Source organism: Kingella oralis (assembly GCF_014054985.1).
GTDB classification, from domain to species: Bacteria; Pseudomonadota; Gammaproteobacteria; order Burkholderiales; family Neisseriaceae; genus Kingella_B; species Kingella_B oralis.
Genome location: NZ_CP059569.1, coordinates 797,750 through 820,347, shown reverse-complemented (window position 1 = coordinate 820,347; position 22,598 = coordinate 797,750). Strand labels below are relative to the sequence as shown.

26 protein-coding genes are annotated in these 22,598 nt (G+C 55.0%); 17 read left to right on the top strand and 9 right to left on the bottom strand.

From position 1 onward, the window contains the following. The first annotated feature begins 40 nt into the window (after positions 1–40). From H3L93_RS04385 to H3L93_RS04365, 5 genes are all read left to right on the top strand, one after another. Entirely contained in the window at positions 41–1,267 is a 1,227-nt protein-coding gene (locus tag H3L93_RS04385) for an AAA family ATPase (protein WP_003796438.1), read from the top strand. After that, entirely contained in the window at positions 1,261–1,833 is a 573-nt protein-coding gene (locus tag H3L93_RS04380; protein ID WP_003796439.1) for a DUF4276 family protein, read from the top strand. The genes H3L93_RS04385 and H3L93_RS04380 overlap by 7 nt, the downstream gene beginning before the upstream one ends. Positions 1,834–1,907: 74 nt before the next feature. Then, a complete protein-coding gene (locus tag H3L93_RS04375; protein WP_003796441.1) occupies positions 1,908–2,159 on the top strand; it encodes a hypothetical protein in 252 nt (83 codons plus the stop codon). Between the two features lie 144 nt (positions 2,160–2,303). Beyond that, a complete protein-coding gene (locus H3L93_RS04370) occupies positions 2,304–2,990 on the top strand; it encodes a hypothetical protein (protein ID WP_003796443.1) in 687 nt (228 codons plus the stop codon). A 261-nt stretch (positions 2,991–3,251) separates the two neighbouring features. Further along, entirely contained in the window at positions 3,252–3,446 is a 195-nt protein-coding gene (locus H3L93_RS04365) for a hypothetical protein (RefSeq protein ID WP_003796446.1), read from the top strand. Here H3L93_RS04365 and H3L93_RS04360 read toward each other — a convergent pair. Together H3L93_RS04360 and H3L93_RS04355 are read right to left on the bottom strand one after the other, a co-directional pair. Then, positions 3,443–3,709 carry a hypothetical protein gene (locus H3L93_RS04360; protein ID WP_003796450.1) on the bottom strand — a complete coding sequence of 89 codons (267 nt, stop codon included), beginning with the start codon at positions 3,707–3,709 and terminating at the stop codon, positions 3,443–3,445. The genes H3L93_RS04365 and H3L93_RS04360 overlap by 4 nt on opposite strands. 84 nt (positions 3,710–3,793) lie before the next feature. Beyond that, entirely contained in the window at positions 3,794–5,308 is a 1,515-nt protein-coding gene (locus tag H3L93_RS04355; protein WP_003796452.1) for a polyamine aminopropyltransferase, read from the bottom strand. Between H3L93_RS04355 and H3L93_RS13305 the strand changes: the two genes are divergently transcribed. After that, positions 5,292–5,420: a hypothetical protein gene (locus tag H3L93_RS13305; protein WP_268884201.1), complete on the top strand. Its 129-nt coding sequence runs from the start codon at positions 5,292–5,294 to the stop codon at positions 5,418–5,420. The genes H3L93_RS04355 and H3L93_RS13305 overlap by 17 nt on opposite strands. A 224-nt stretch (positions 5,421–5,644) precedes the next feature. Here H3L93_RS13305 and H3L93_RS04350 read toward each other — a convergent pair whose 3' ends face one another. Both H3L93_RS04350 and H3L93_RS04345 read right to left on the bottom strand, forming a co-directional pair. Beyond that, positions 5,645–6,397, bottom strand: coding sequence for a UDP-2,3-diacylglucosamine diphosphatase (locus H3L93_RS04350; protein ID WP_246313997.1), 753 nt, complete (start codon positions 6,395–6,397; stop codon positions 5,645–5,647). 26 nt (positions 6,398–6,423) lie between these two features. Then, positions 6,424–6,783: an arsenate reductase gene (locus tag H3L93_RS04345; RefSeq protein ID WP_040558657.1), complete on the bottom strand. Its 360-nt coding sequence runs from the start codon at positions 6,781–6,783 to the stop codon at positions 6,424–6,426. 122 nt (positions 6,784–6,905) lie between these two features. On the opposite strand from H3L93_RS04345, the gene H3L93_RS04340 reads away from it, so the two are divergent. The 3 genes from H3L93_RS04340 (at position 6,906) to H3L93_RS04330 (ending at position 9,045) form a co-directional block, all read left to right on the top strand. Further along, complete coding sequence (locus H3L93_RS04340) at positions 6,906–7,541, top strand: hypothetical protein (RefSeq protein ID WP_003796458.1); 636 nt, start codon at positions 6,906–6,908, stop codon at positions 7,539–7,541. A 166-nt stretch (positions 7,542–7,707) separates the two neighbouring features. Further along, the gene (locus H3L93_RS04335) at positions 7,708–8,157 is read left to right on the top strand and encodes a GyrI-like domain-containing protein (RefSeq protein WP_003796460.1); all 450 of its coding nucleotides are present in this window, start codon (positions 7,708–7,710) and stop codon (positions 8,155–8,157) included. Positions 8,158–8,169: 12 nt separating this feature from the next. Then, positions 8,170–9,045: an ATP-binding protein gene (locus H3L93_RS04330; RefSeq protein WP_003796462.1), complete on the top strand. Its 876-nt coding sequence runs from the start codon at positions 8,170–8,172 to the stop codon at positions 9,043–9,045. Here H3L93_RS04330 and H3L93_RS04325 read toward each other — a convergent pair. The 5 genes from H3L93_RS04325 to H3L93_RS04305 form a co-directional block, all read right to left on the bottom strand. Further along, complete coding sequence (locus H3L93_RS04325) at positions 8,988–9,200, bottom strand: hypothetical protein (RefSeq protein ID WP_182077705.1); 213 nt, start codon at positions 9,198–9,200, stop codon at positions 8,988–8,990. The two genes, H3L93_RS04330 and H3L93_RS04325, sit on opposite strands and share 58 nt — an antisense overlap. 555 nt (positions 9,201–9,755) lie before the next feature. Further along, positions 9,756–10,754 (bottom strand): asparaginase, encoded by a 999-nt coding sequence (locus H3L93_RS04320; protein WP_003796471.1) that lies wholly within the window; start codon positions 10,752–10,754, stop codon positions 9,756–9,758. A 379-nt stretch (positions 10,755–11,133) separates the two neighbouring features. Beyond that, on the bottom strand, positions 11,134–11,544 hold the full coding sequence (locus H3L93_RS04315) for a hypothetical protein (protein ID WP_003796473.1): 411 nt from the start codon (positions 11,542–11,544) through the stop codon (positions 11,134–11,136). Positions 11,545–11,772: 228 nt separating this feature from the next. Then, a complete protein-coding gene (locus tag H3L93_RS04310; protein WP_040558662.1) occupies positions 11,773–13,803 on the bottom strand; it encodes a cytochrome c biogenesis protein ResB in 2,031 nt (676 codons plus the stop codon). Between the two features lie 130 nt (positions 13,804–13,933). Further along, on the bottom strand, positions 13,934–14,554 hold the full coding sequence (locus H3L93_RS04305) for a c-type cytochrome (protein ID WP_040558665.1): 621 nt from the start codon (positions 14,552–14,554) through the stop codon (positions 13,934–13,936). A gap of 97 nt (positions 14,555–14,651) precedes the next feature. Here H3L93_RS04305 and yihA point away from each other — a divergent pair, with 97 nt between their 5' ends. The 8 genes from yihA to argH all read left to right on the top strand — a co-directional run bounded on the left by yihA (position 14,652) and on the right by argH (position 22,328). After that, positions 14,652–15,299 carry a ribosome biogenesis GTP-binding protein YihA/YsxC gene (gene yihA / locus H3L93_RS04300; protein WP_040558667.1) on the top strand — a complete coding sequence of 216 codons (648 nt, stop codon included), beginning with the start codon at positions 14,652–14,654 and terminating at the stop codon, positions 15,297–15,299. 142 nt (positions 15,300–15,441) lie between these two features. Next, on the top strand, positions 15,442–16,746 hold the full coding sequence (gene tyrS / locus H3L93_RS04295) for a tyrosine--tRNA ligase (RefSeq protein ID WP_003796483.1): 1,305 nt from the start codon (positions 15,442–15,444) through the stop codon (positions 16,744–16,746). An 84-nt stretch (positions 16,747–16,830) separates the two neighbouring features. Beyond that, complete coding sequence (locus tag H3L93_RS04290) at positions 16,831–17,439, top strand: rhomboid family intramembrane serine protease (RefSeq protein ID WP_003796485.1); 609 nt, start codon at positions 16,831–16,833, stop codon at positions 17,437–17,439. 316 nt (positions 17,440–17,755) lie between these two features. Then, complete coding sequence (gene upp / locus H3L93_RS04280) at positions 17,756–18,385, top strand: uracil phosphoribosyltransferase (protein ID WP_003796489.1); 630 nt, start codon at positions 17,756–17,758, stop codon at positions 18,383–18,385. Positions 18,386–18,484: 99 nt separating this feature from the next. Next, a complete protein-coding gene (locus H3L93_RS04275) occupies positions 18,485–18,802 on the top strand; it encodes a DUF2322 family protein (protein WP_003796493.1) in 318 nt (105 codons plus the stop codon). Between the two features lie 202 nt (positions 18,803–19,004). Next, positions 19,005–19,964 carry a glutathione synthase gene (gshB, locus tag H3L93_RS04270; protein WP_040558669.1) on the top strand — a complete coding sequence of 320 codons (960 nt, stop codon included), beginning with the start codon at positions 19,005–19,007 and terminating at the stop codon, positions 19,962–19,964. A 68-nt stretch (positions 19,965–20,032) separates the two neighbouring features. Continuing rightward, the gene (locus H3L93_RS04265) at positions 20,033–20,827 is read left to right on the top strand and encodes a thymidylate synthase (protein WP_003796496.1); all 795 of its coding nucleotides are present in this window, start codon (positions 20,033–20,035) and stop codon (positions 20,825–20,827) included. Between the two features lie 115 nt (positions 20,828–20,942). After that, entirely contained in the window at positions 20,943–22,328 is a 1,386-nt protein-coding gene (argH, locus tag H3L93_RS04260; RefSeq protein WP_182077704.1) for an argininosuccinate lyase, read from the top strand. The last annotated feature ends 270 nt before the right edge of the window (positions 22,329–22,598 follow it).

The following is a 22,598-nucleotide window of genomic DNA, read 5'->3' as shown; positions in this document are numbered from 1 at the left end:
ATATGTTTCAGGCTGCCTAAACATACAGAGAGGTTGAAAAATGAAAATCAAGCGATTGGAAATCAAAGGCTATAAAAGTATTGGACATTTAGTGCTGGAAGATGTGCCTTCTTTGATGGTGCTGGCTGGGGCAAATGGGGCGGGGAAGAGTAATTTGGTGGAGGCGTTGGCGTTTTTTGGGGCGGTAATACGTTATGGGTTAGATAGTGCTATTAAAGATTTTGGTGGATTGAGTGATATTTTGCCAAAGAGAAACGATAGTGAAGTATCAAAAGAAATGCTGTTAAAAATAGAAGTAAATTTAAATAGCGCAATTTTTTCCTATTTATCAAAATTAAGATTTTCAGAAGATGGAAATTTTATTATTGAAGAAGAATTATCAAAAGATAATAATATTGTTTTTATTAGTAATATTGAAAATACAAAAGAAGCTGAGGCTATTCTTAGTGAATATAAAAGTAATATGAATGAATTGGCAAATAAAATTAAGGAAGCAAGGAGTGATGTTGCACAATATTTAAATAACCATGCTTATGAAACTTTAAAAGAATTTCGTTTAACCAGCTCTAAACCATCTAAGTTTTCTACATTATTAATGATTGAAGATTTTGACTATATTGAGCTATTTGATTTTGTAACTAATATAAAAATTTTCCGTATTGACCCATTCACCGCTAAATATCCCAGCCGCGACATCATCAATTCAGATGAACTTAACCCCAATGGCAACAACATCACTGCCGTACTCGCCAAACTAGAAAAGGACGATGATTTCCGCGAAACCCTGATGGAATGGCTGGAACTCATCGTTCCGCAAATGCAAGAAATCAATGCCTCTGCTAATCGCTTGGATGGTTCGGTAGGTTTATCCTTTACAGAAGCCAGCGGTAAACAATTCCCTGCACACCTGATTTCAGACGGCACAATTTATGTGATTTGTATCCTAACTGCCATTCTAAGCCGCTATAACGAGTACGGAATTACGATTATTGAAGAGCCCGAGCGCGGCATTCATCCCAAAGCCATTGGCGAGATTATCGGCTTTATCCGCAACAAAATGGCAGAATCAGGCAAACACACGGTTATTCTGACCACTCACAGCGAATCTGTGGTACGGAATAGCGAAGTGGAAGAACTGTTTTTTGTGCAGCAGGAAAATGGAGCAACACAAGTGAAAAGTTTGCGGGGTTCAAGCGTGGATAAAAACAAAATTCCCTTAGATACCGCTTGGCTAACCAATATTTTGGGTGGAGGCTCGCCATGGTAAAAATCGGCTTTATCGTGGAAGGAGCAAGCGAAAAGAAACTGCTGGAAACATCACAAAATTTCCGTGATTTCTTTGCCAAATGCGGTTTTGAGTTGGTCAAAGTACAAGATGCAAAAGGCGGGGGGAATCTGCTGCCTGAATATATGGATTCACATTTGGCGGAATTTGCCAATTTAGGTGTGGAGAAATTATTTGTTTTGACTGATTTGGAAGATGATCCTTGTGCCGAAAATGTGCGCAAACGCATATCACACGAGAAGATTGAATTTATATTTATCGCCATTAAAGCATTGGAAGCATGGTATTTGGCGGACTCGCAAGCCATGTGCAATTTTTTACAAATTAGTCAATTCCATGAAGAATATCCCGAGCAGACACAAGATAAACCTTGGGAGCGTATTCGTGAAATCATCAACGAAAAAAGCGTGCGCGGCGTGGGTTCAAAACTAATCTGCGCTAACCGTATGGCGAAATATTGGGATTTCTCCATTGAACGCGCTGCACAACACCCCAACTGCCCGAGCGCAAAAGAGTTTGTTCAGTATTTCAATCCATCTGCCCAGTGAAAAGAGGCAGCCTGAAAACGGAAAAATGCTTTTCAGGCTGCCCGCACATTCTCCACCGCCACAAAGGAAAAATCATGCCCTTCACTGAAACCCAAACCGCCAGCCTGCTCGCCGTAAAAGGCGTGGGCAAAACCGTGTTGCAGCGTTTGCAGCAAATGGGCTTGGACGATGTCGCCAAACTGGCAACGGCTGACCCCACCGATATTTTGCAGCAAGGCGCTTTGCTCACAGGTTCAAGCTGCTGGAAAAACAGCCCGCAGGCCAAAGCCGCCATTACCACCGCCGTGGCATGGGCGCAGGCGCAGCAAAGCGGTGAGGCAGCCTGAAAACAAGCCAAAAACAAGATTTCACGTTTTCAGGCTGCCTCAACCCTTTTAGCTTCGCAGAAACCCGCTGCGCTCGTTTTAGCTCCGCTGAAACTCACTCCGTTCGTTTTCAGGTAGCCCACCCCCTTTGCGAAAGGACAACCCATGAACCTAAAACACTTCGCCCGCCTGTTTCACCTGCAATACCTTCCCCAGCCGCGCGAACTGCTGCCGCTGCCATACTTCCCCAACGGCATCGGCTACGGCGCACACCGCGTGCCGCACAGCGAATTGCCGGCTATGGGCAGCCTGCCCGAAAACATGGACGCGCTGGGCGGGTTTTACCGCCATATCCGCATCGGCAGATTGGACGAAAGCAGCGGTTTTTTGCCGTTGTTGGACGGATTGGTGGAATGGTTGGACTACGAAGAGCTGGCAGACGCACCGGAGGGCTGGTCTATCGTTGCGGACAGCAAAACCCACGAGCTTGTGCCAAACCTGCAATGGCAGCCAAGCTGGGTGATTTTTGCGCGGCTGGTTGATGATTCGGTGCTGTTCGCCGACACTGTCCAGCCCGAATGCCCTGTATTCTGGCTGCCGACAGGCTACGGCACGGTGGAAAACCGCACGAGCGTTGCGCCGAGTTTGGCGGCTTTTATGGATACGCTGGCGGCGTTGCGCGAATTGGAAACCGCATACGAGGGCAGCGGGCGGAAAATTTTCTGCGATGTCGGTGATGGCGGGTTTGCCGAAGAATGGTCGCAAGACGCGCGAGCGGTGGTGGAAAAATATCTGCCCGAACACCGGCGGGGTTTTGCGAGGCGTTGGCGGTGTGCGGCGCGAGATGAGTAGGTCGGTCATTTATGCCCGATGGGCAGACACCCGAACATTTAAAAAAAATGTCGGGCATCAATACCCAACCCACCGCAAACCGCAGCAAGCCGCAGGGCGTGTAGCTCCGCTACGCACGCGGTTTAAGGCAGCCTGAAAACCATGCCATACACGTTTTCAGGCTGCCTTCAAATGAATATCGGCAAGCCAATACCTTCCAATCCGTTTTCAGGCTGCCCTACCCCCATTGACAGCCTGAAACCTTTGCAAAACCTGTAACCGATGGAGCGTTGGCGGCTTGCCGACATATTTTCAATTAGCAAAACTGCTTTAAATCAACTATTTGGCGACGAGCCGTCGCCGCTCCATTTTAAATTTCAGGCTGCCACTGGGGTTTTGCAAAGGTTTCAGCCTGAAAATCCGCAACACGCCAACCATCCGATTGCCGCGCCACAATCCATGCGCCCCGCTCACTAACCACCCGCTATGGCTTGCCGAACCAAGCCCGCCATCAAATACACATACGCCGCGATGTTTATCCAGCCCACATACCAGCCCAATCGCGCCAAAGCCAGCCCGCGCGCGGGCGTTTCGCGCAATTCCAGCAAGGCAATGCCGCCAAAAGTTGCTGCGCACACGCCGCCCACGCCGATAAAGCAAATAAACGGCGGATAAATCCACGACAACACCGCAGCCAACGCGCTGATAACTGCGGCCTCGTTCCAAGATAGTTGGTTCATCGTTCTCTCCTGTTATGCTCAAAAATATTTTCAGGCTGCCTCTGTCTCGCCGCAAAGGCAGTCTGAAAACCTACTCCGCGTTCATCACCGCATCACATTCGCCCAATCCTGCTCAAAATACGCCACCAATTTTTGGTTATTCAGATAATTCGGTTCAACCTCGCGCCGCGCCATGTCGGCGGGGAAGCGGAACATTTGCGCCATTTCCGCCGCGTTCAAAAAACGGGTAGGCACGTCCACGCGGATGGGCAGCCTGAAATCGGCTTCTGCGCCCGCCAACACATAACCCCATTCGCCGAAGCTGGGCACATACACATGATACGGCGCGGTTTTCAACCCTGCCGCTTCCAGCGTCGCCACCACCGACCAATACGCATGGGGCGCAAAATAAGGCGAGGTGGATTGCACCACCATCTTGCCGCCCGCTGCCAAATGCCGCGCCACCAGACGGTACATCGGCACGGAATACAGCTTGCCCAGCGCAAAATTGGAGGGGTCGGGCAGGTCAATGATGATGACATCAAACTGCGCGGCGGTGTGTTGCAGCCATTGCGCGGCATCGTCGTTGATGATGCGCAGCTTGGGATGGTTGAGTGCGTTTTGGTTCAGGGCAACCAGTTTGGCAGACGTTTGAAAAGTGCGCGTCATATCGGGGTCTAAATCCACTAGCGTAACTTGTTGAACTTGCGGATATTTCAACACTTCTCGCGCCGCCAAACCATCGCCGCCGCCCAAAATCAACACGCGCTTGTGCTGCGCGGCGGCTTGCATGGCGGGGATGACAAGGGCTTCGTGGTAACGGGCTTCGTCGCGCGAGGAGAATTGCAAATTGCCGTTAATATACAAGCGGGTATCGTCTTTCCATTGCGTTACCACCAGCCGCTGGTAGGGCGAATGGCTTTCAAACACCACGGGGTCGCCAAAATAACGCTGCTCGGCTTGGAACACCCAGCGGTTGGCAAAAACAAAGGCAACCAGCAGCAACAGCAGCACGGCGTAGCTGCGCCATTTCAGGCTGCGATAGCGCGGCAGATGCAGCCTGAAAACGCGCGCGGTGAGCAGGGCAACGGCGGCGTTGAGCAAGCCGAACAGCAGCGCGGAGCGTGCCATGCCGAGCTTGGGCGCAAGGAAAAGCGGAAACAGCAGCGACACGGCAAGCGCGCCCATGTAGTCAAAGGTGAGCACGCGGGCAACGGTGTCTTTGAATGCGAGCCGTTGCTCGTTGAGCACGCGCATCACCAGCGGGATTTCCATGCCGACCACCGTGCCGATAACGGCAACCAGCGCATACAGCAGCGTGCGAAACGGCGCGGCGGCGATGCCGAACGCGGTAAACAGAAACAGCGCGGAAATACCGCCAATCAACCCCACCAGCAGCTCGATTTCTATAAAGCGGTGCAACACGTCTTTATCGGCGATGTAGCGCGTGAGGTGCGCGCCGATGCCCATGGAAAACAGATACAGCCCGATGATGAGCGAGTATTGGAAAATGCTGTCGCCCAGCAGATAGCTTGCCAGCGCGGCGGTGATGAGTTCATACGCCAAGCCGCAGCTGGCAACGATAAACACGGAGATGATAAGGGTGCGGTGGGGTTTCATGGGGCAGCCTGAAAATGGTGTGAGGGCGATTTTCAGGCTGCCTTTAAATAGGCAACAAAGGCAGCCTGAAACGCAATGGAGTGGCGACGGCGCATCGCCAAATGGCGTATGACAACGTGTATGAATGCGCAATATGGATAATCTGCCGCGTCGCTGATGACAGTGTGTAGGGTGTGTGCCGCAGGCACGCACGCGGGCTTGGGTTGAGATTTTGCAAACCGCGTGCGTGGCAAAGCCACACACCCTACTTGTGTCGTTGTTATTTTGCCTCGCTATAATTTCGTTGAACTGGGTTTTCAGGCTGCCTTTGAATGGGCAACAAAGGCAGCCTGAAAACTATTCGGGCAAGCCGTGCGCGTGCACGCCGCGTTCGTCCAGCAGCAGATAGCCGCCTTTGCCGTCGTGCCAATCTTGCAGCACATAGCGGCTGATTTCGCGCTGGCAAAAGGTGTGCACATGATGGGCGGGGCGGTGGGTGTGCCCGTGGATAATGATTTGCGCGTGCGGGTGGCGGGCTAAGGCAGCCTGAACGCCTTGTTCGGTTACATCGGCGATGGCGTAGTTTTCAGGCTGCCTTTTGCGCTCGCGGCTGGCGGCGCGTAGCTTGGCGGCAATGTTTTTGCGCGTGCGAAACGGCAGCGACAGCAGGATTTTTTGCACAATTTTGTTGCGCATGATTTTGCGGTAGCGCAGATAGCCCACATCGTCGGTGCACATTTCATCGCCGTGGGTGAGCAAAATGGTCTTTCCAAAATATTCAACGATTTGGTTTTCGGGCAGCAGCGTCATGCGGCATTGGGCGGCGTAGCGTTTGCCCAGCAAAAAATCGCGATTGCCCGCGATGAAATACACGGGTGCATCGGCGGCGAAGTCGGCAAGCTGCTGCGCTACTTGGGCGGCGGTGGCGCTGTCGTCGTCATCGCCCGTCCACGCGTCAAACAAATCGCCCAAGATGTAGAGCGCGGCGGCTTTGCCCTGCCAATCGCGCAGAAATCGGGCAAACAGGGCGTTGAGGCCGGGCGTGTGGTCGGAGAGGTGCAAATCGGCAATGAACAAGATGGGCATGGGGGCGGGCATAGAGACAGACATAGTTTTGGGCTGCCTTTGGGTGGGGATTAAGAGGCAGCCTGAAACAGCGCGGCATAAGCATCTGCGTCAAAGCCAACGGTAATCTTGCCACCACACACCAGCACGGGGCGTTTGATGACGCTCGGTTGCGCCATCATTAGCGCAATCGCGCCCGCTTCGCTATTGGCTTGGGCTTGCTGCTCGGGCGTGAGCTTGCGCCATGTGGTGCCGCGTTTGTTGAGCAGCGTGTCCAGCGGGATTTGTTTGAGGCAGTCTGAAAGCCATTCGCGCGTGGGGGCTTGGGTTTTGAAGTTGATGAATTCGTGCGCGATGTGGTGTTCGTCTAGCCATGCGCGGGCTTTTTTCACGGTGGCGCAGTTGGGGATGCCGTAGAGCTGGATGGTCATGTTTACATTTCCTTGCAAATAAAGCCACATTGTACGAAATCATGCTATTTTTGTCTTGTCGCAGGCGGGTTTTGCCGTTATCCTTGGCTCTTTCGCAAACTTTTGTAAACACGGAGTGAATCATGAAAAAATTGTGGGTTTTGAGCAGCGTGTTGTTATTGGCAGCTTGCGGCGGCGGCGACAAATTGTCTAAATCTACCGTGCAAAAAGCGGTGAATGCGTCGGTAAAATTTCATTCGGTGTGCGTGCCGTTTCAGCTGACGGTGGACACGCGCAAAGCGGGCGATAATCCCACACTGGGCTCGCCCGAAGTGAAGCTGGTGAAACGTCAAGACAATGGCAAACGCGCCAATTTAACCGCGATTGACCAAATGGAAGTGCTCACCGATGCGGGCTTGTATCGCCGCGATAAGGAGCAACGCGAGGGCGAGGGCGACAACGCGGTGCGCTACATGGTTTACAGCCTCACCAAAAAAGGCGAAGACACCTTCCAAGCCTTGCCCAACCAAGAAGCCTTGATGTGCATTGGCAACGAAAAAGTAGAAAAAATCAATTTCTTCACCGCGCCCACCCCCAGTAACGGCGTAACCATCACCCAAGTGTCTTACGAGGCAAAAATCAACGCCGAACGCTGGGCGAAAAAGCTGTTGAAAGACAGCCCGTATTACAACGGCCTGAACCAAACGCAAACCAAACACGCCACTTTGGTGAAAACCAACGACGGCTGGCGCGACATTATGGATTTGCGTAACCAATAATCAAATCAGGGGGCTGTTAGCAATCAACAACCCCCATTAAGGCAGCCTGAAAACGCCAACACGGTTTCAGGCTGCATCTTTTGCTTTATCCATCGGGCAGCCTGAAACATCGGGCAACCGCAAACGCCGTTTCAGGCTGCTTCATCATCACCCCCCAAGGAACACCATGCTTGACTACACCTCCGTCCCCATCCCCCTGCGCATCATCGGCATCCAACAGCGCACCACGCTAGACAAAGCCCACGAAACGCTGGGCGAAATGTGGCAGCAATGGGAAGGCAACCACAAAGCCAACCGCCTGCCCTCGTTCACCATGACGATTTACTGCGTGTACCAATATTTTGACGACGCACCCAACGACGTGCTCATCACCATCGGGCGCATCACCGCCACCGATTTCCCGCTGCCCAGCTTCGCCAGCGAAACCCACATCCCCGCGCAAGACTACGCCCGCTTTATCGTGCCCGAGCCAAGCGCGCAAAGCGTGTACCAAACATGGGGCGAAATTGAAGACAACGGCAGCCTGAAACGCACCTTCACCACCGATTTTGAAACCTATATGCTGGACGGTTTGCCGCGCATCTATGTGGGCGTTGAACCGCCCGCAGCCGAATAAGGCAGCCTGAAAATGAAACTCGCCCAATTTTTGCACCAAGCCGCATCCGTGTTGCGCCGCCTAGACGCATGGCTGCCGCCCGAAGCCATCGCCCCCGATTGGCAAGCCAGCATCGCCTATCGCTGGACAAAAGCAGGCAACGCAGGCGTGTTGCAAGGCTTGCCACGCCCGCACACCTTTCCGCTAGCCCGCCTTGCCGCCGTAAACAGCCAAATGGCGCGGCTGGTGCGCAATACCGAGCAATTTTTAGCAGGGCGACCCGCCAACAACGTCTTACTCACAGGCGCGCGCGGCACAGGCAAATCATCGCTGGTAAAAGCCCTGCTGCACGAATACGCCGAGCGCGGCTTGCGGCTGATTGAAGTGGACAAAAACGACTTGGCAACGCTGCCCGCACTGCTGATTTTGCTGGAAAGCCGTCCCGAAAAATTCATCGTGTTCTGCGACGATTTATCGTTTGAAGAAGGCGAAGACGGCTACAAAGCCCTGAAAACCGCGCTGGATGGCAGCCTATCGCGCCGCGCAGACAACGTGTTGGTGTATGCCACTTCCAACCGCCGCCACCTGATGCCCGAATACATGGACGACAACGCCAACACGCACACAGGGCGCGGCGGCGAAATCCATGCCAAAGAAGCGGTGGAAGAAAAAGTATCGCTGTCCGACCGCTTTGGCTTGTGGTTGAGCTTTTATCCGTTTGACCAAAATGAATACTTGGCAGCGGTGGAAAACTGGCTAGCAGATTTCAGGCTGCCTTTGGACGAAACCGCGCGACACGCCGCGTTGAACTGGGCGCAAATGCGCGGCAGCCGCTCGGGGCGCACCGCATATCAGTTTGCTTGCGATTGGGCGGGGCGATTGCCTGATGAGCGGCGGGTGTTTGAGTAGATTGGGATGGTGGGGATGGAAAGGCAGCCTGAAAACGTGTTATGCGGTTTCAGGCTGCCTTTTTGGTGTTTTGCGTGCTGGTAAACGAATGAATATGGGGCAGCCTGAAAATGGGTTTGCGCTTTGCGCTCGGCTTCGGATGTAGCCCCAACCATGCGTCTCGTGCCAACAGGCGCTTCCTTTTCTTTGCTGCGCCAAAGCATGAGAGCCTGCAAAATGGAACGTCGGCAGCTCGCCGACAGCTTGCTAACCAGAAAGCCTTATTGAATAGGCCATTGGAACGAGCTGTCGCGTTGCCGTTTTGGATTTCAGGCTGCCTTTTGTTTGCCATACATAGAATAGAATATGCCGCCTTGCCGTGCGCTCGGTTGAAAATATTTGCCCTTCGAGGCAGCCTGAAATCAGGCCGCAAATGGTTGATGCGGCGGCGGGGTGCAGGGGCTTGCCCCTGCTCGTGGTAGGCGGCGAAACGCCTGCTCGGGCAAAAGATTAGGATGTTTAAAGGCAGCCTGCGGAGCGCAGCGGAGTTGCGAAGCCAAAACCCAATCTATCCGACAAAAAACCATTTGGCGGAACACCAAATGGTTTTGCTTTTCAGGCTGCCTATAAACCAAACGGCAAGGGTTGGAGCAAACGACGCGTGGAACGAAGCTGCCCCTGCGGCGGCGCATGGATGATTGGGCAGCCTGAAACCGTTTGCAAGCGATGGCTCAAACCAGCCGCAGCCGCTGCAATTCGCTTTCCACATCGTCGCGTGTCCAGCGGTTGGCGGCGGCGAGCATCATTAGGGCGATGGCGGTTTCTAGGTTGCAGCGCCCGCCGTTGATGGCGCCTGCTTGGCGCAGGGCGTTGCCTTGGGCGTACACGGCGGCGGCGTTGCCGTGCGGCACTTGGCTGATGTTGAGCAAATGTTTGCCTGCTTGGGTGTAGCGTTGGATGGCGGTGAGCAGGGCGGGATGGGCGGGGGCGTTGCCGTGTCCGTAGCTGAGTAATATGGCGGCATCGCTGTGGTCGGGATTAAGTTGGGCGGCGGCGTTATCCAGCATATTGCTGGGGGTGAGGAGGATGGGGACGACGCGCGTGCGGGGGTTGAATTGGCGTTGCAGCAGGCTGCCGCCGAAGGGGGCTGGGGCATTTTCAGGCTGCCCATTTTCTGTTTGCCATGTGCCGAAATGTGGGTTGGCAAAGCCGTTGTCGTGTTCGGTGCTGGTTTTGCTGCTGCCGACGGGCGGGATGAGTTTGCCGTTGAAGGCGAGCAGCACGCCGTGGGTGCTGGGGTTTTGGATGGCGGCGAGGGCAGTGTGGAGGTTGGCGGGGGCATCGCTGTGGGCTGCGCCGAGGGGTTTTTGCGCGCCTGTTAGGATGATGGGTTTGCCGTGGGGGTTGAGGGCGAGGGCGAGCAGGTTGGCGGTGTAGGCGAGAGTGTCGGTGCCGTGCAGGATGAGGATGGCATCGTGTTGCGGCAGGGCGGCTTGCAGCAACGTGAGCCAGTTTGCCCAGTGCTGGGGAGTGAGGGCGGAGCTGTCGATTAGGGGGTCGCAGATGTGCCATGTGGGGTCAATTTCACACAAACTCGCTGCGCTTGTTTTCAGGCTGCCTGTGTGGGGTTGTAGGGCGGTGGTAACGATGTCGCGGCTGGGTTGCAAGCCTTGCGGGGTTTGCGTCATGCCGATGGTGCCGCCTGTGTAGAGGATGTAGAGGGATTTCATGGGGTGTGGATTGGGGGATGGATGAGGCAGCCTGAAAATGCGTTTTTTGGTTTTCAGGCTGCCTTTGGGGTTGGGAGAATGGGTGGCTTGGGCGATGGCTGCGTGGCTTGCCTTGCACTTTGGGGTTGTGCTTGGCGATAAATAAGCTGATTTTATTTTCAGGCTGCCTTGGGTATATGAGGCAGCCTGAAACCTTGGCAAAGAGTGCAAGCGATGGAGCGTTGGTGGCTCGCCGACATCTTGATAAGCCAGCCATGCTCTGTTTAATCAGCTATTTGGCAACGAGCCGTCGTCGCTCCATTATAGATTTCAGGCTGCCTCTGATGGCTATTGGAGGCAGCCTGAAACCGTCTGCGCATGGTTTACACGGCTGTGGTTCTTACACCTTGCCTGCGAACTTACGCTTGCGGCTGCGTCGCCATTCCCATGCGTAGCCGCCGATGATGGGCAGGGCAACCAGCACGGCTTTGAATGTCCATGTGGCGTACCACGGCTTGTTGAGCACAATCATGCTGGCGGTATCGGCGGCTGCGGTGTGGCGCAGGGCAAACCAGTCCAGCCACGGACACCAGCAGGCAACCAGCAGGCCCAGCAACACGGGGTAGAACAAAAAGGCTTTTTCGTGTGTCCACAGCCAGAAGTAGGCGGCGAGCCAAAGCAGCGTGCAGCCTGTAATCATCAGCGTGTATTTGAGCGAGGCGGCGGTTGCCCAGCCTGCGAGAAAGTAGGTGAGGGCAAGAAAGGCGATGCCGACTAGGATAAGGAGGATTTCTTCGGGGCGTTTGAACATGGGGATTCCTTTTTGTGTGGGGATGAGAGAGGTTAGGCAGCCTGAAAAGCTAAAAGGGGACAGGGTGGTTGGTGGACAACGAATTGCCCACCCTACGGGTTAAACGCGGGAATGGCGTTTAGGCAGCCTGAAAAGGTTGTCGCGTGGGGTGCTGGGGCTTGCCCCTGCTCGTGGTAGGCGGCGAAACGCCTGCGCGGGCAAAAAATAAGCAAGAGTGGGGCAATGCAATTAACCGCCGCTCGGTTCTCCCCCGCTTTCAGGCTGCCCCAAATCCCGCGCCAGCGTTTCCAGCTTCGCCAAATGCTCGGGGAACTCGCGTGCCAATTCGCGTTCGCTGCGGGTGGCAGACATGGCAACGCGGGTGCTGCCATCGGGGAAAAACAGCAGCCAAGCGCGTTTTTCGCGGACGTAAAACATAAAAATCGTGCCCAGCACCAGCAGCACCGAGCCAATATACACCAAGCTCGCACCAGGCGATTTGGTCATCTGCAAACCCGACATATTCACTTGCTTAAACGTGTCCATTTGCAGCAGCACGGGCGATTGGAATTTGGTGAGCGCGGTGTAGCCATCCATGCTGTTTAAAATAAAGCGATTGCGCGCCTCGCCCGCAGCCATAGTCGGCAGCCTGAAATCGTTTAACGCCTGCGTGAGCGCCACATCCATGCTGCTATACAAAATCTGATACATGATTTCGCCCGTTTTTTTCTGCGCTTCGGCGGGCACATTCTGCTGAATATGCTCGTTAATCGCGATGTAGCCGCCCTCGGCAAACTGGCGCAGCAGGTTTTCCACCGCCAGCTTGAAATCGCCGCGCATATTCTCGTTCACATTGCTCACCGCCGTTTGCACAATCTGCGCGCGTTTTTCAGGCTGCATCAAGGTGGCGCGCAACGCCATAAAGCTGTCTAGCTTGTTGTTTTGGTCGGCGGGCAGCATCAGCCAGCGATACGGCGCGTTGATGTCGCTGCGCTCGCCCGTGGCAAAAAACTTCGCCCCCTCGCGCTCCAACGGCAGCATATAGTTCACATACTCATGCGCCTGCCCAGCCGCATCGCGCAGCTTGAAACTAATCGTTGGACCTACGTTTTGAAACTGCTTGGGCTGCGCCACGCTGCGCACATCGTGCTGGGCAGTTTCGCCCGCCGCCGTGTTTTCCACGTTAAACACGCGCAGTTCGCCCAGCTCAAACTGATATTTTTCCGTGCCCATATCCAGCGGGAAGCTGCGCTGCGACACCGCATCCAGCGACACGGGCGGGTTTGCCCCGCGCAAATCCCAGCTTTGGAAGCGCACATCCGAGCCGCCATCGCCATAGGTGGATTGATAAATCGTGATGCCGTTGATGGTGAGCGGATGGTTCACGCGAATGGTCTGCGCCACGCGCTTGCCGCTTGCCTTATCGGTTACCACAATATCGCTGGCAAAATCTTTGGGCATGCCCGTGTTGTAAAAATCAATGTGAAACTTTTTCAATTCCAGCGTAAACGGCAACTCTTGCAGCAGCAAGCCCTTGTCGGCATTGATAAACGCCGCTTCTATTGTTTGCCCTTCCATCACTTCGGCATTGGCGCGAAACGATAAATTGCTCGCCGACAAGCGCGATGCAGCCTGAAAATCACGCGCGTATTGGCTGCTGGTATCGGGCACAATCTTGCCCGTGAGCATGCCGATTTTTAGCAGCAAATTGCTGTCCACCAAGCCGCCCAAGCAAATCACAATAATCGCCGCGTGGGCAAAAATATAGCCCCATTTGTTCATCGCGCCTTTTTTTGCCGACAGCAACACGCTGCCATCCTCGCGCGGCGTGATGCGCGTTTGAAAGCCGTTTACCTGCCAATATTTCGCCGCGATTTCCGTTTTTAGGCTGCCTATATCGCGAGGCAACAGCGCGGTGTGTTTCATGTGCGCGAGCGATTTGACGGTGGTGTTGGTGCGAAACGAGCGCATTTCGCGCAAAAACGGCGGCACATTGCGCCATAAGCATAAGCTCGTGCTCAACACCAAAAACAGCATAATCAGCGTGAACCACGCCGAAGCATACACGTCAAACAGCCCCAAAAATTCAAAGATTTCCGTCCAAAACGCGCCAAATTTGACCACATAATTTTGCTTGGGCTGATTTTGCTGCAACACCGTGCCGACAACAGAAGCAATCGCCAACACCGAAAGCAGCGCCACCGCAAAGCGCATGGAGCTGAAAAAAGCAAACCACGGGCGGCGGATAAAAGGGATTTTGGGCGGAGACGATAAAGACATGGCAAGAATGTTTAAAAAAGGTTAAGACGGCTCAGGCAGCGATTATAGGCAGCCTGAAAAAGCAATGCAAAATACATTTCAGGCTGCCTAACGCTGTTTACCATTAGGCAGCCTGAAAAGCATAAAACGATTATTTCAAGCCTTGGATATAAGTGCTCACCGCGCGGATGTCGTCTTCGCTCATGCGCGAAGCGATGTCTTCCATGATGCTGTTGGGCGATTTGCGCTCGCCTTTGGCATACAGATGCAGTTGGTCGGCGATATAGCCCTCATGCTGCCCGCCTACGCGCGGAAAACCTGAAAACGTTGTGCCGCCCGCAGGATAGCCCGCACCCGCAGGCCCGTGGCACGACATGCACGCCGGGATGCTCTTGCCGGGCAGGCCCGAACGGAAAATGGTTTTGCCTAACTCGGGGTTGGCTTTAGGGTTGGCTTCGCCCGCTTTGGCCTGCTGCGTGGCGAAATAAGCGGCGATGTTGTGCATATCGGCTTCGCTCATGTTTTGCACGATGGGCGCCATCACCGCGGAATTGCCGGTTTTGCGCTCGCCTTTTTTGATGTCCAGCATTTGTTTGAAAATGTAATCCGAATGCTGCCCCGCGATTTTGGGATACATGGCGATGGTGCTGTTGCCATCCACCATGTGGCAGCCTGAACAAACCATAGCCGCCTGCTTGCCTTTGCTTAAATCAGGCGCTGCCGAAGCCAAGCCGCAAGCAGCAAAAATTGCCAACAGAGTTAAACGTTTCATGAAAAGTGCTCCTGAATTTTTTATATTGTGTAGCGGTTCAAAACCGAGAATCTTTCAAACGTGGTATTCTATACCAAATTCACAAATCTTTACAGCCATGAACAATCTATTCCAAAACGCCCAATTTTTCACCACCGTAAACCACTTAAAAGACCTGCCCGACACGCCCGCCGAAATCGCCTTCGTGGGGCGCAGCAATGCGGGCAAATCCAGCGCAATCAATACGTTATGCAGCCATGTGCGCTTGGCGTATGTGTCCAAAACCCCGGGGCGCACGCAGCACATCAATTTTTTTGAGCTGGCAAACGGCAACTTTATGGTGGATTTGCCCGGCTACGGCTACGCGCAAGTGCCCGAAGCCGTCCGCGCACATTGGGTGAAGCTGCTGGGCGATTATTTGCAAACGCGCAAACAGTTGATTGGCTTGGTGTTGATTATGGACGTGCGCCATCCGATGAAGCCGCTGGACATCCAAATGCTGGACTTTTTCGCGCTCACGGGCCGCCCCGTGCACATCCTGCTTTCCAAAGCCGACAAATTATCCAAAAACGAGCAAATCAAAACCCTTGCCGCCGTGCAAAAAGCCTTGAAGCCGTTTGCCGAACGGCAAAGCGTTTCGGTGCAACTATTTTCCAGCTTGAAAAAACAAGGCACGGACGAAGTCAACGAAGTGGTGGCAGGCTGGTTTGAGACTTTTCAGGCTGCCGATGCCGGGCGCGAAGAACACGATGCCACGGGCGCATAGCCTTGCCTTTGCCCGCCCGTTTTGCCAACCGAACCGCGCGCGCCGGCTTTCAGGCAGCCTAAAAATGCTTTAAAATCCGCCCCGTCATTCAACCGCAGCCTGAACCGTTTTCAGGCTGCCTTTTATTGGAAATCGGAAACTTATGAACCCCTTATTGCAAGACCTCCAAGCCCGCGGGCTGATTGCCCAAACCACCGACATCAACGAACTCTCCAAGCTGTTGGACAACGAAAAAATCGCGCTCTATTGCGGCTTTGACCCCACCGCCGATAGCTTGCACATCGGGCATTTGTTGCCCGTGTTGGTGTTGCGCCGCTTCCAAAACGCAGGGCACACGCCCGTGGCGCTGGTGGGCGGGGCAACGGGCATGATTGGCGACCCCAGCTTCAAAGCGGTAGAACGCAGCCTGAACACGCCCGAAACCGTGGCAGGCTGGGTGGAAAGCATCAAAAACCAGCTCACGCCGTTTTTAAAATTTGACAGCGAAAACCCCGCCATTATGGAAAACAACGCCAATTGGTTCGGCAGCATGAACTGCTTGGATTTTCTGCGCGACATCGGCAAGCATTTTTCCGTGAACGCCATGCTGGCAAAAGAATCGGTAAAACAACGCATTGAGCGCGAAGACCAAGGCATCTCGTTCACCGAATTTTCCTACGCGCTGCTGCAAGGCTACGACTTTGCCCAGCTCAACCTGCGCCACAACGTGCAACTGGAAATCGGCGGCTCCGACCAATGGGGCAACATCACATGGGGCACGGAAACCACCCGCCGCCTCAACCACAAAACCGTGCACGGCATGACGCTGCCGCTGGTTACCAAAGCCGACGGCACCAAATTCGGCAAAACCGAAGGCGGCGCGGTGTGGCTCAACGCCGCCAAAACCTCGCCCTACCAGTTCTACCAATTCTGGCTCAAAGTCGCCGATGCCGATGTGTATAAATTCTTGAAATATTTTACTTTCTTAACCCTAGAACAAATTGACGCGATTGAAGCGGCGGATAAAGCCAGCAGCGCCAAACCCGAAGCACAACGCATCCTCGCCGAAGAAATGACGCGCCTGATTCACGGCGAAGCCGCGCTGGAAGCCGCGCAACGCATCACGCAAAGCCTGTTTTCGGGCGACGAAAGCAGCCTCACCGAGCAGGATTACGCGCAACTGGCGCTGGACGGCTTGCCCGCGCTGCACGTTTCCCATTCAGGCAGCCTGAATGTGGTGGAAGCGTTGGTGCAAGCGGGTTTGGCAAAATCCAACAAGGAAGCGCGCGGCTTTGTGCAAAGCAACGCGGTGTTGATTAACGGCAGCCCCGCCGAAGCCAACAACCCCAACCACGCCGCCGAGAAACCCGATGATTTGTATCTGCTCACCGACGCGCACAAACGCTTTGGCAAATACACCATTATCAAACGCGGCAAGCGCAACCATGCCTTGCTGGTGTGGGCGTAATCCATCGTTGGTTTTCCGCCGCCGCTTTGATGTTTGGGCAGCCTGAAAACCGTTTGCCGTTTTCAGGCTGCCTTAGTCTGTTGAATGAATGTTCCCGCTTTCACCACCATGAACAAAATCCGCCTCCAACCCCACATCATCCTTATCGCCCTCAACGTCGCCATTTTCCTGCTGCAAGAATCGGGCTTCGATTGGCGGACAGAAGGCGCGCTATGGCAGCCTGAAAACCCGAATTACCATATCTGGCAATGGTTTACCCACATGTTTTTACACGAAAGCCTGATGCATTTGGGCTTTAATATGTTTGCGCTCGGCTCGTTTATGCCGCCGCTGCTGCGCGTGTGGACAGCCAAGCGCGTGTGGGCGTTGTATTTTGCTTCGGGCTTGGCGGGCGCGGCGGCGTATTTGCCGTTTATGGGCAGCAACGGCTCTATGCTGGGCGCATCGGGCGCGGTGTTTGGCGTGCTGGCGGCGTTTTCTGCCGTGTATCCCAAAGCGCCGCTGTCGCTGATGTTTATCCCCGTGCCCGTGCAGGCGCGTTATTTGGTGGGCGGCATGGTGTTATACGAAGTGTTCGCCCAAGTGTCGGGCGTTTCGCTGTTTGGCGACAACATCGCCCACATGGCGCACGGCGGCGGCGCGTTGATGGGCTGGGCGTTTGCTTGGCAATGGCAGCGGCAGTTGCAACGTTAAAAGGCAGCCTGAAACCTTTGCAGAACCTACAACCGATGGAGCGTCGACGGCTTGCCGACATCTTGGCAAACCAATAATGTTCTATTTCATCAGCCATTTGGCGGCGAGCCGCCACCGTTCCATTTTAGGTTTCAGCCTGAAAACGAGCGAAACGGGTTTCAGGCTGCCTATATCGCCCATGCATGCCCAATCATCATCTTGCTTCCCCCATTCAACCCGTTTTCAGGCTGCCTCTTCAACTGTTAAACCCTGTAAAGCAGCCTGAAAACACGCTATAATCGCCCCCGTTTTTCAGCCCATCAAAAGAGACAAAACCATGAATCTGCTCATCATCGACCACCCCCTCGTCCGCCACAAACTCACCCTTATGCGCGAAGCCGATTGCAGCACAGGCAAATTCCGCACGCTCACCAAAGAACTCGCCCGCCTGATGACCTACGAAGCCACGCGCGATTTTGAAACCGAACAACACGAAATCGACGGCTGGTGCGGCAAAATCCAAGGCGAGCGCATCAAAGGCAAAACCGTAACCGTGGTACCCATTTTGCGCGCAGGCTTGGGGATGCTGGATGGCGTGTTAGACCTAATCCCAGGGGCAAAAGTGAGCGTAGTCGGCTTGCAGCGCGACGAAGAAACCTTGCAGCCCGTGTCGTATTTTGAAAAATTGGTGGACAAAATGGACGAACGTCCCGCGCTGATTATTGACCCCATGCTGGCAACAGGCGGCTCTATGGTTGCCACGATTGACTTGCTCAAACAAAAAGGCTGCCGCAACATCAAAGCCCTTGTGCTGGTTGCCGCGCCCGAAGGCGTGAAAGCCGTGAACGCCGCGCATCCCGATGTGAAAATCTACACCGCCGCGCTAGACAGCCATCTCAACGAAAACGGCTACATCATCCCTGGTTTGGGCGATGCGGGCGACAAAATCTTCGGCACGAAGCATTAGCTTGCCCATTTATCCCACGCTAAGGCAGCCTGAAAACAGCAAACCCCGTTTCAGGCTGCCTCAACCGCTTTCAACATCAATCGTTTACAAAGGAACATCATGTCATTTCAAGCCAACCTCGCCCAAATGCCCAGCATCGATCACCTAAGCGGTTTAAACGTATGCGATGCCGCAGGCAACGTGGTGCACCATATCCCCGCTGCCGAAGGCAAATTAGGCAGCCTGAAAGTGTATAACGCGCTGGCCGCCGAGTTTAACGGCGAACTGAACCGCTACGCCGCCGAGCAAGGCTTGATTTGGTTCAACGAACACGTTTTGGACGCGCAAAAACACGCGGGCAAGCATCCCAACATTGACTTGCTGTTTAAAGTGCAAGACGAAAACCTCACCTACACGCTGCAACCCGTCGCCAAATAATCCGCCTGCCGCGGCAGCCCGCAAAGCGCAGCGCAGTTACGAAGCCAGACGGGGTTTGCACACGTTACGCGCCCCCCCCAACATCGCGGCCCGCCCGCCCAATCCATCATCAAAGCAAACAGAGGCGGGTTTCATATCCGCCTTTGCTGCGACTGCCCGATTTCAGGCTGCCCTCATCTTGCTGCGCCACCCGAAAGCCCCCATGAACATCCTCTTTATCGCCGACCCGCTCGCCAGCTTCAAAACCTACAAAGACACCACCTACGCCATGATGCGCGAAGCCGCCGCGCGCGGGCACACCCTATTCCACACCCTCGCCGCCCAGTTGAGCGTGCAAAACGGCAGCGTGGTTGCCCAAGCCAGCCAAATTCAATTTCTAGGCGCAAAGGACGACCACGACCACGCATGGTTTCAGGCTGCCCCCGCCCAAAGCCTCGCTTTAACCGAGTTCAACGCCATCATCATGCGCACCGACCCACCGTTTAATATGCAGTACTTTTATTCCACCCAACTGCTCACCCTCGCCGAGCAACAAGGCGCGCGCGTGTTCAACAGCGGGCAAGCCATGCGCGACTACAACGAAAAACTCGCCATTTTAAACTACCCCCAATTCACCGCCCCCACCATCGTAACCACCCGCGCCGCCAACGTGCGCCAATTCCTCGCCGAGCATGGCGACATCATCGTCAAACCACTAGACGGCATGGGCGGCATGGGCATTTTCAGGCTGCGTGAAAGCGACCCCAACATCGGCAGCATCCTAGAAACCCTGATGCAGCTAGATAGCCGCACCATCATGGCGCAACGCTACCTGCCCGCCATCGTGCATGGCGACAAACGCATTCTTATCATCGACGGCGAAGTCATCCCCTATGCCCTTGCCCGCATCCCACAAAACGGCGAAACGCGTGGCAACCTTGCCGCAGGCGGGCGTGGCGTGGCGCAAGAATTATCCGAGCGCGACCGCGAAATCGCCCAAACCCTTGCCCCGCAGCTCAAAGCGCACGGCATCTTGTTGGCAGGGCTGGATGTCATCGGCGACTGCCTCACCGAAATCAACGTAACCAGCCCCACCGGCTTCCAAGAAATCATGAAGCAAACCGGCTTTGACGTGGCCGCCCAGTTTGTGGATGCGGTGGAGCGCAATGCGCAAGCGGTGTAAACGTTTCCATTATTTTCAGGCTGCCTAATCAGCTGAGGCAGCCTGAAAACCAAATCAAGAGAAAAACCATGCAACAATATTTAGACCTCATGCGCCACGTCCTACAAAACGGCGTAACCAAATCCGACCGTACAGGCACAGGCACGCGCTCCGTATTCGGCTACCAAATGCGCTTTGACTTATCACAAGGCTTCCCCGCGCTCACCACCAAAAAACTGCACCTCAAATCCATTATCCACGAGCTGCTGTGGTTCTTATCGGGCGACACCAATATCCGCTACCTCAAAGAAAACGGCGTGCGCATTTGGGACGAATGGGCAGACGAAAACGGCGACCTCGGGCGCGTGTATGGCGCGCAATGGCGCAGTTGGCGCGGCGCAAACGGCGAAACCATAGACCAAATCCGCAACCTTGTGCAGCAAATCCAAACCAACCCCGACAGCCGCCGTCTCATCGTATCCGCATGGAACCCCGCCGAAGTGGACAGCATGGCGTTGCCCCCCTGCCACGCGCTGTTCCAGTTCTACGTTGCCAACGGCAAGCTCTCCTGCCAGCTCTACCAGCGCAGCGCCGATATTTTCCTCGGCGTGCCGTTCAACATCGCCAGCTACGCCCTGCTCACCATGATGCTCGCCCAAGTCTGCGGCTTGCAAGCGGGCGAATTCATCCACACGCTCGGCGACGCGCATTTGTATCTCAACCATTTGGAACAAGCCCAGTTGCAGCTTACGCGCGAACCGCGCCCGCTGCCCAAAATGCACATCAACCCCGATGTGCGCGACATTTTTGCCTTCCGATTCGACGATTTTGAATTGGCGGATTATGACCCGCACCCGCATATCAAAGCGCAAGTGTCGGTTTGATTGCCCCCGCGATTGAATAAAGGCAGCCTGAAAACCGGTTTTCCGTTTTCAGGCTGCCTGCGCCGCGCAGCGAAGCCGCAAACCAACCCTTCCACCCCCCCCCAAAGGACACCCCATGACAACCCCACAAAAAACTTGGTCGGGACGCTTCAACGAACCCGTATCCGAACTGGTCAAACAATACACCGGCTCCATCGGTTTTGACCAACGGCTCGCCCGATGGGACATCCAAGGCTCGCTCTCCCACGCCCAAATGCTGCACGAAGCGGGCGTGCTTTCCGCCGACGACCTTGCCGCCATCCAGCGCGGCATGGCGGAAATCGCCGCCGAAATCCAAGCAGGCAGCCTGAAATGGTCGCTCGATTTGGAAGACGTGCACATGAATATCGAACGCCGCCTCACCGACAAAATCGGCGACGCAGGCAAACGCCTGCACACAGGGCGCAGCCGCAACGACCAAGTCGCCACCGACATCCGCCTGTGGCTGCGCGACGAAATCTCCACCATCCGCCGCCTGATTAAAGACCTGCAAACCGCGCTGGTGGATTTGGCCGCTGAACACGCCGCCACCGTGATGCCGGGGTTCACCCACCTGCAAGTCGCCCAGCCCGTCAGCTTCGGGCACCATCTGCTTGCCTATGTGGAAATGCTGGGGCGCGACGACGAGCGCATGGCAGACTGCCGCCGCCGCGTGAACCGCATGCCCTTGGGTGCCGCCGCGCTGGCAGGCACAACCTTCCCCATCCGCCGCGAAACCACCGCCAAACTGCTTGATTTTGAACAAATTTGCCAAAACTCACTGGATGCCGTCTCCGACCGCGATTTCGCCATAGAGTTCACCGCTGCCGCTTCGCTGGTGATGGTGCATTTGAGCCGCCTGTCCGAAGAGCTGATTGTGTGGATGTCGCCGCGTTTCGGTTTCATTGACATCGCCGACCGCTTCTGCACGGGTTCCAGCATCATGCCGCAGAAAAAAAATCCCGATGTGCCTGAGCTCGTACGCGGCAAATCGGGGCGCGTGATTGGGCATTTGATGGGCTTGCTGATGCTGATGAAATCGCAGCCCTTGGCGTATAACAAAGACAACCAAGAAGACAAAGAGCCGCTGTTTGACACGGTAAACACGCTGGTGGACACGCTGCGGATTTACGCCGACATGATGCGCGGCATCACCGTGAAGCCCGAAAATATGCGCGCCGCCGTGCTGCAAGGCTTCGCCACCGCCACCGATTTGGCGGATTATCTGGTGAAAAAAGGCGTGCCGTTCCGCGACAGCCACGAAGTCGTTGCCCAAGCCGTGCGCCATGCCGACGCGCAAAAATGCGATCTTGCCGACTTGCCGCTGGCGGTGTTGCAAGGGTTTAGCCCATTGATTGAAAACGATGTTTACCAAATTCTCACCCCCGAAGGTAGCCTGAACGCGCGCAACCACATCGGTGGCACCGCGCCCGAACAGGTGAAGGCGCAAGTGGCGCGCTGGCGGGCGTTGCTGGCGCAATAAGTACAGATGGCGGCAGCCTGAAAACGGTTGATGGCGTGTCCATTCCCGTTTTCAGGCTGCCGCTATGTTTTCGCCCATGCCTGCTTATGGTGTTCAGGCTGCAACCTTTGCCAAACCTACGCCCAATGGAGCGGCGGCCCGCCGATGTTGCCAACCGGTAAAACCCTGTTGAATACGTCATTTCAGGTTTCAGGCTGCCTAAGGGAATACGCCCTAGGCAGCCTGAAAACGTTTGACGGCGCACCCATTGCGTTTTCAGGCTGCCGCAAA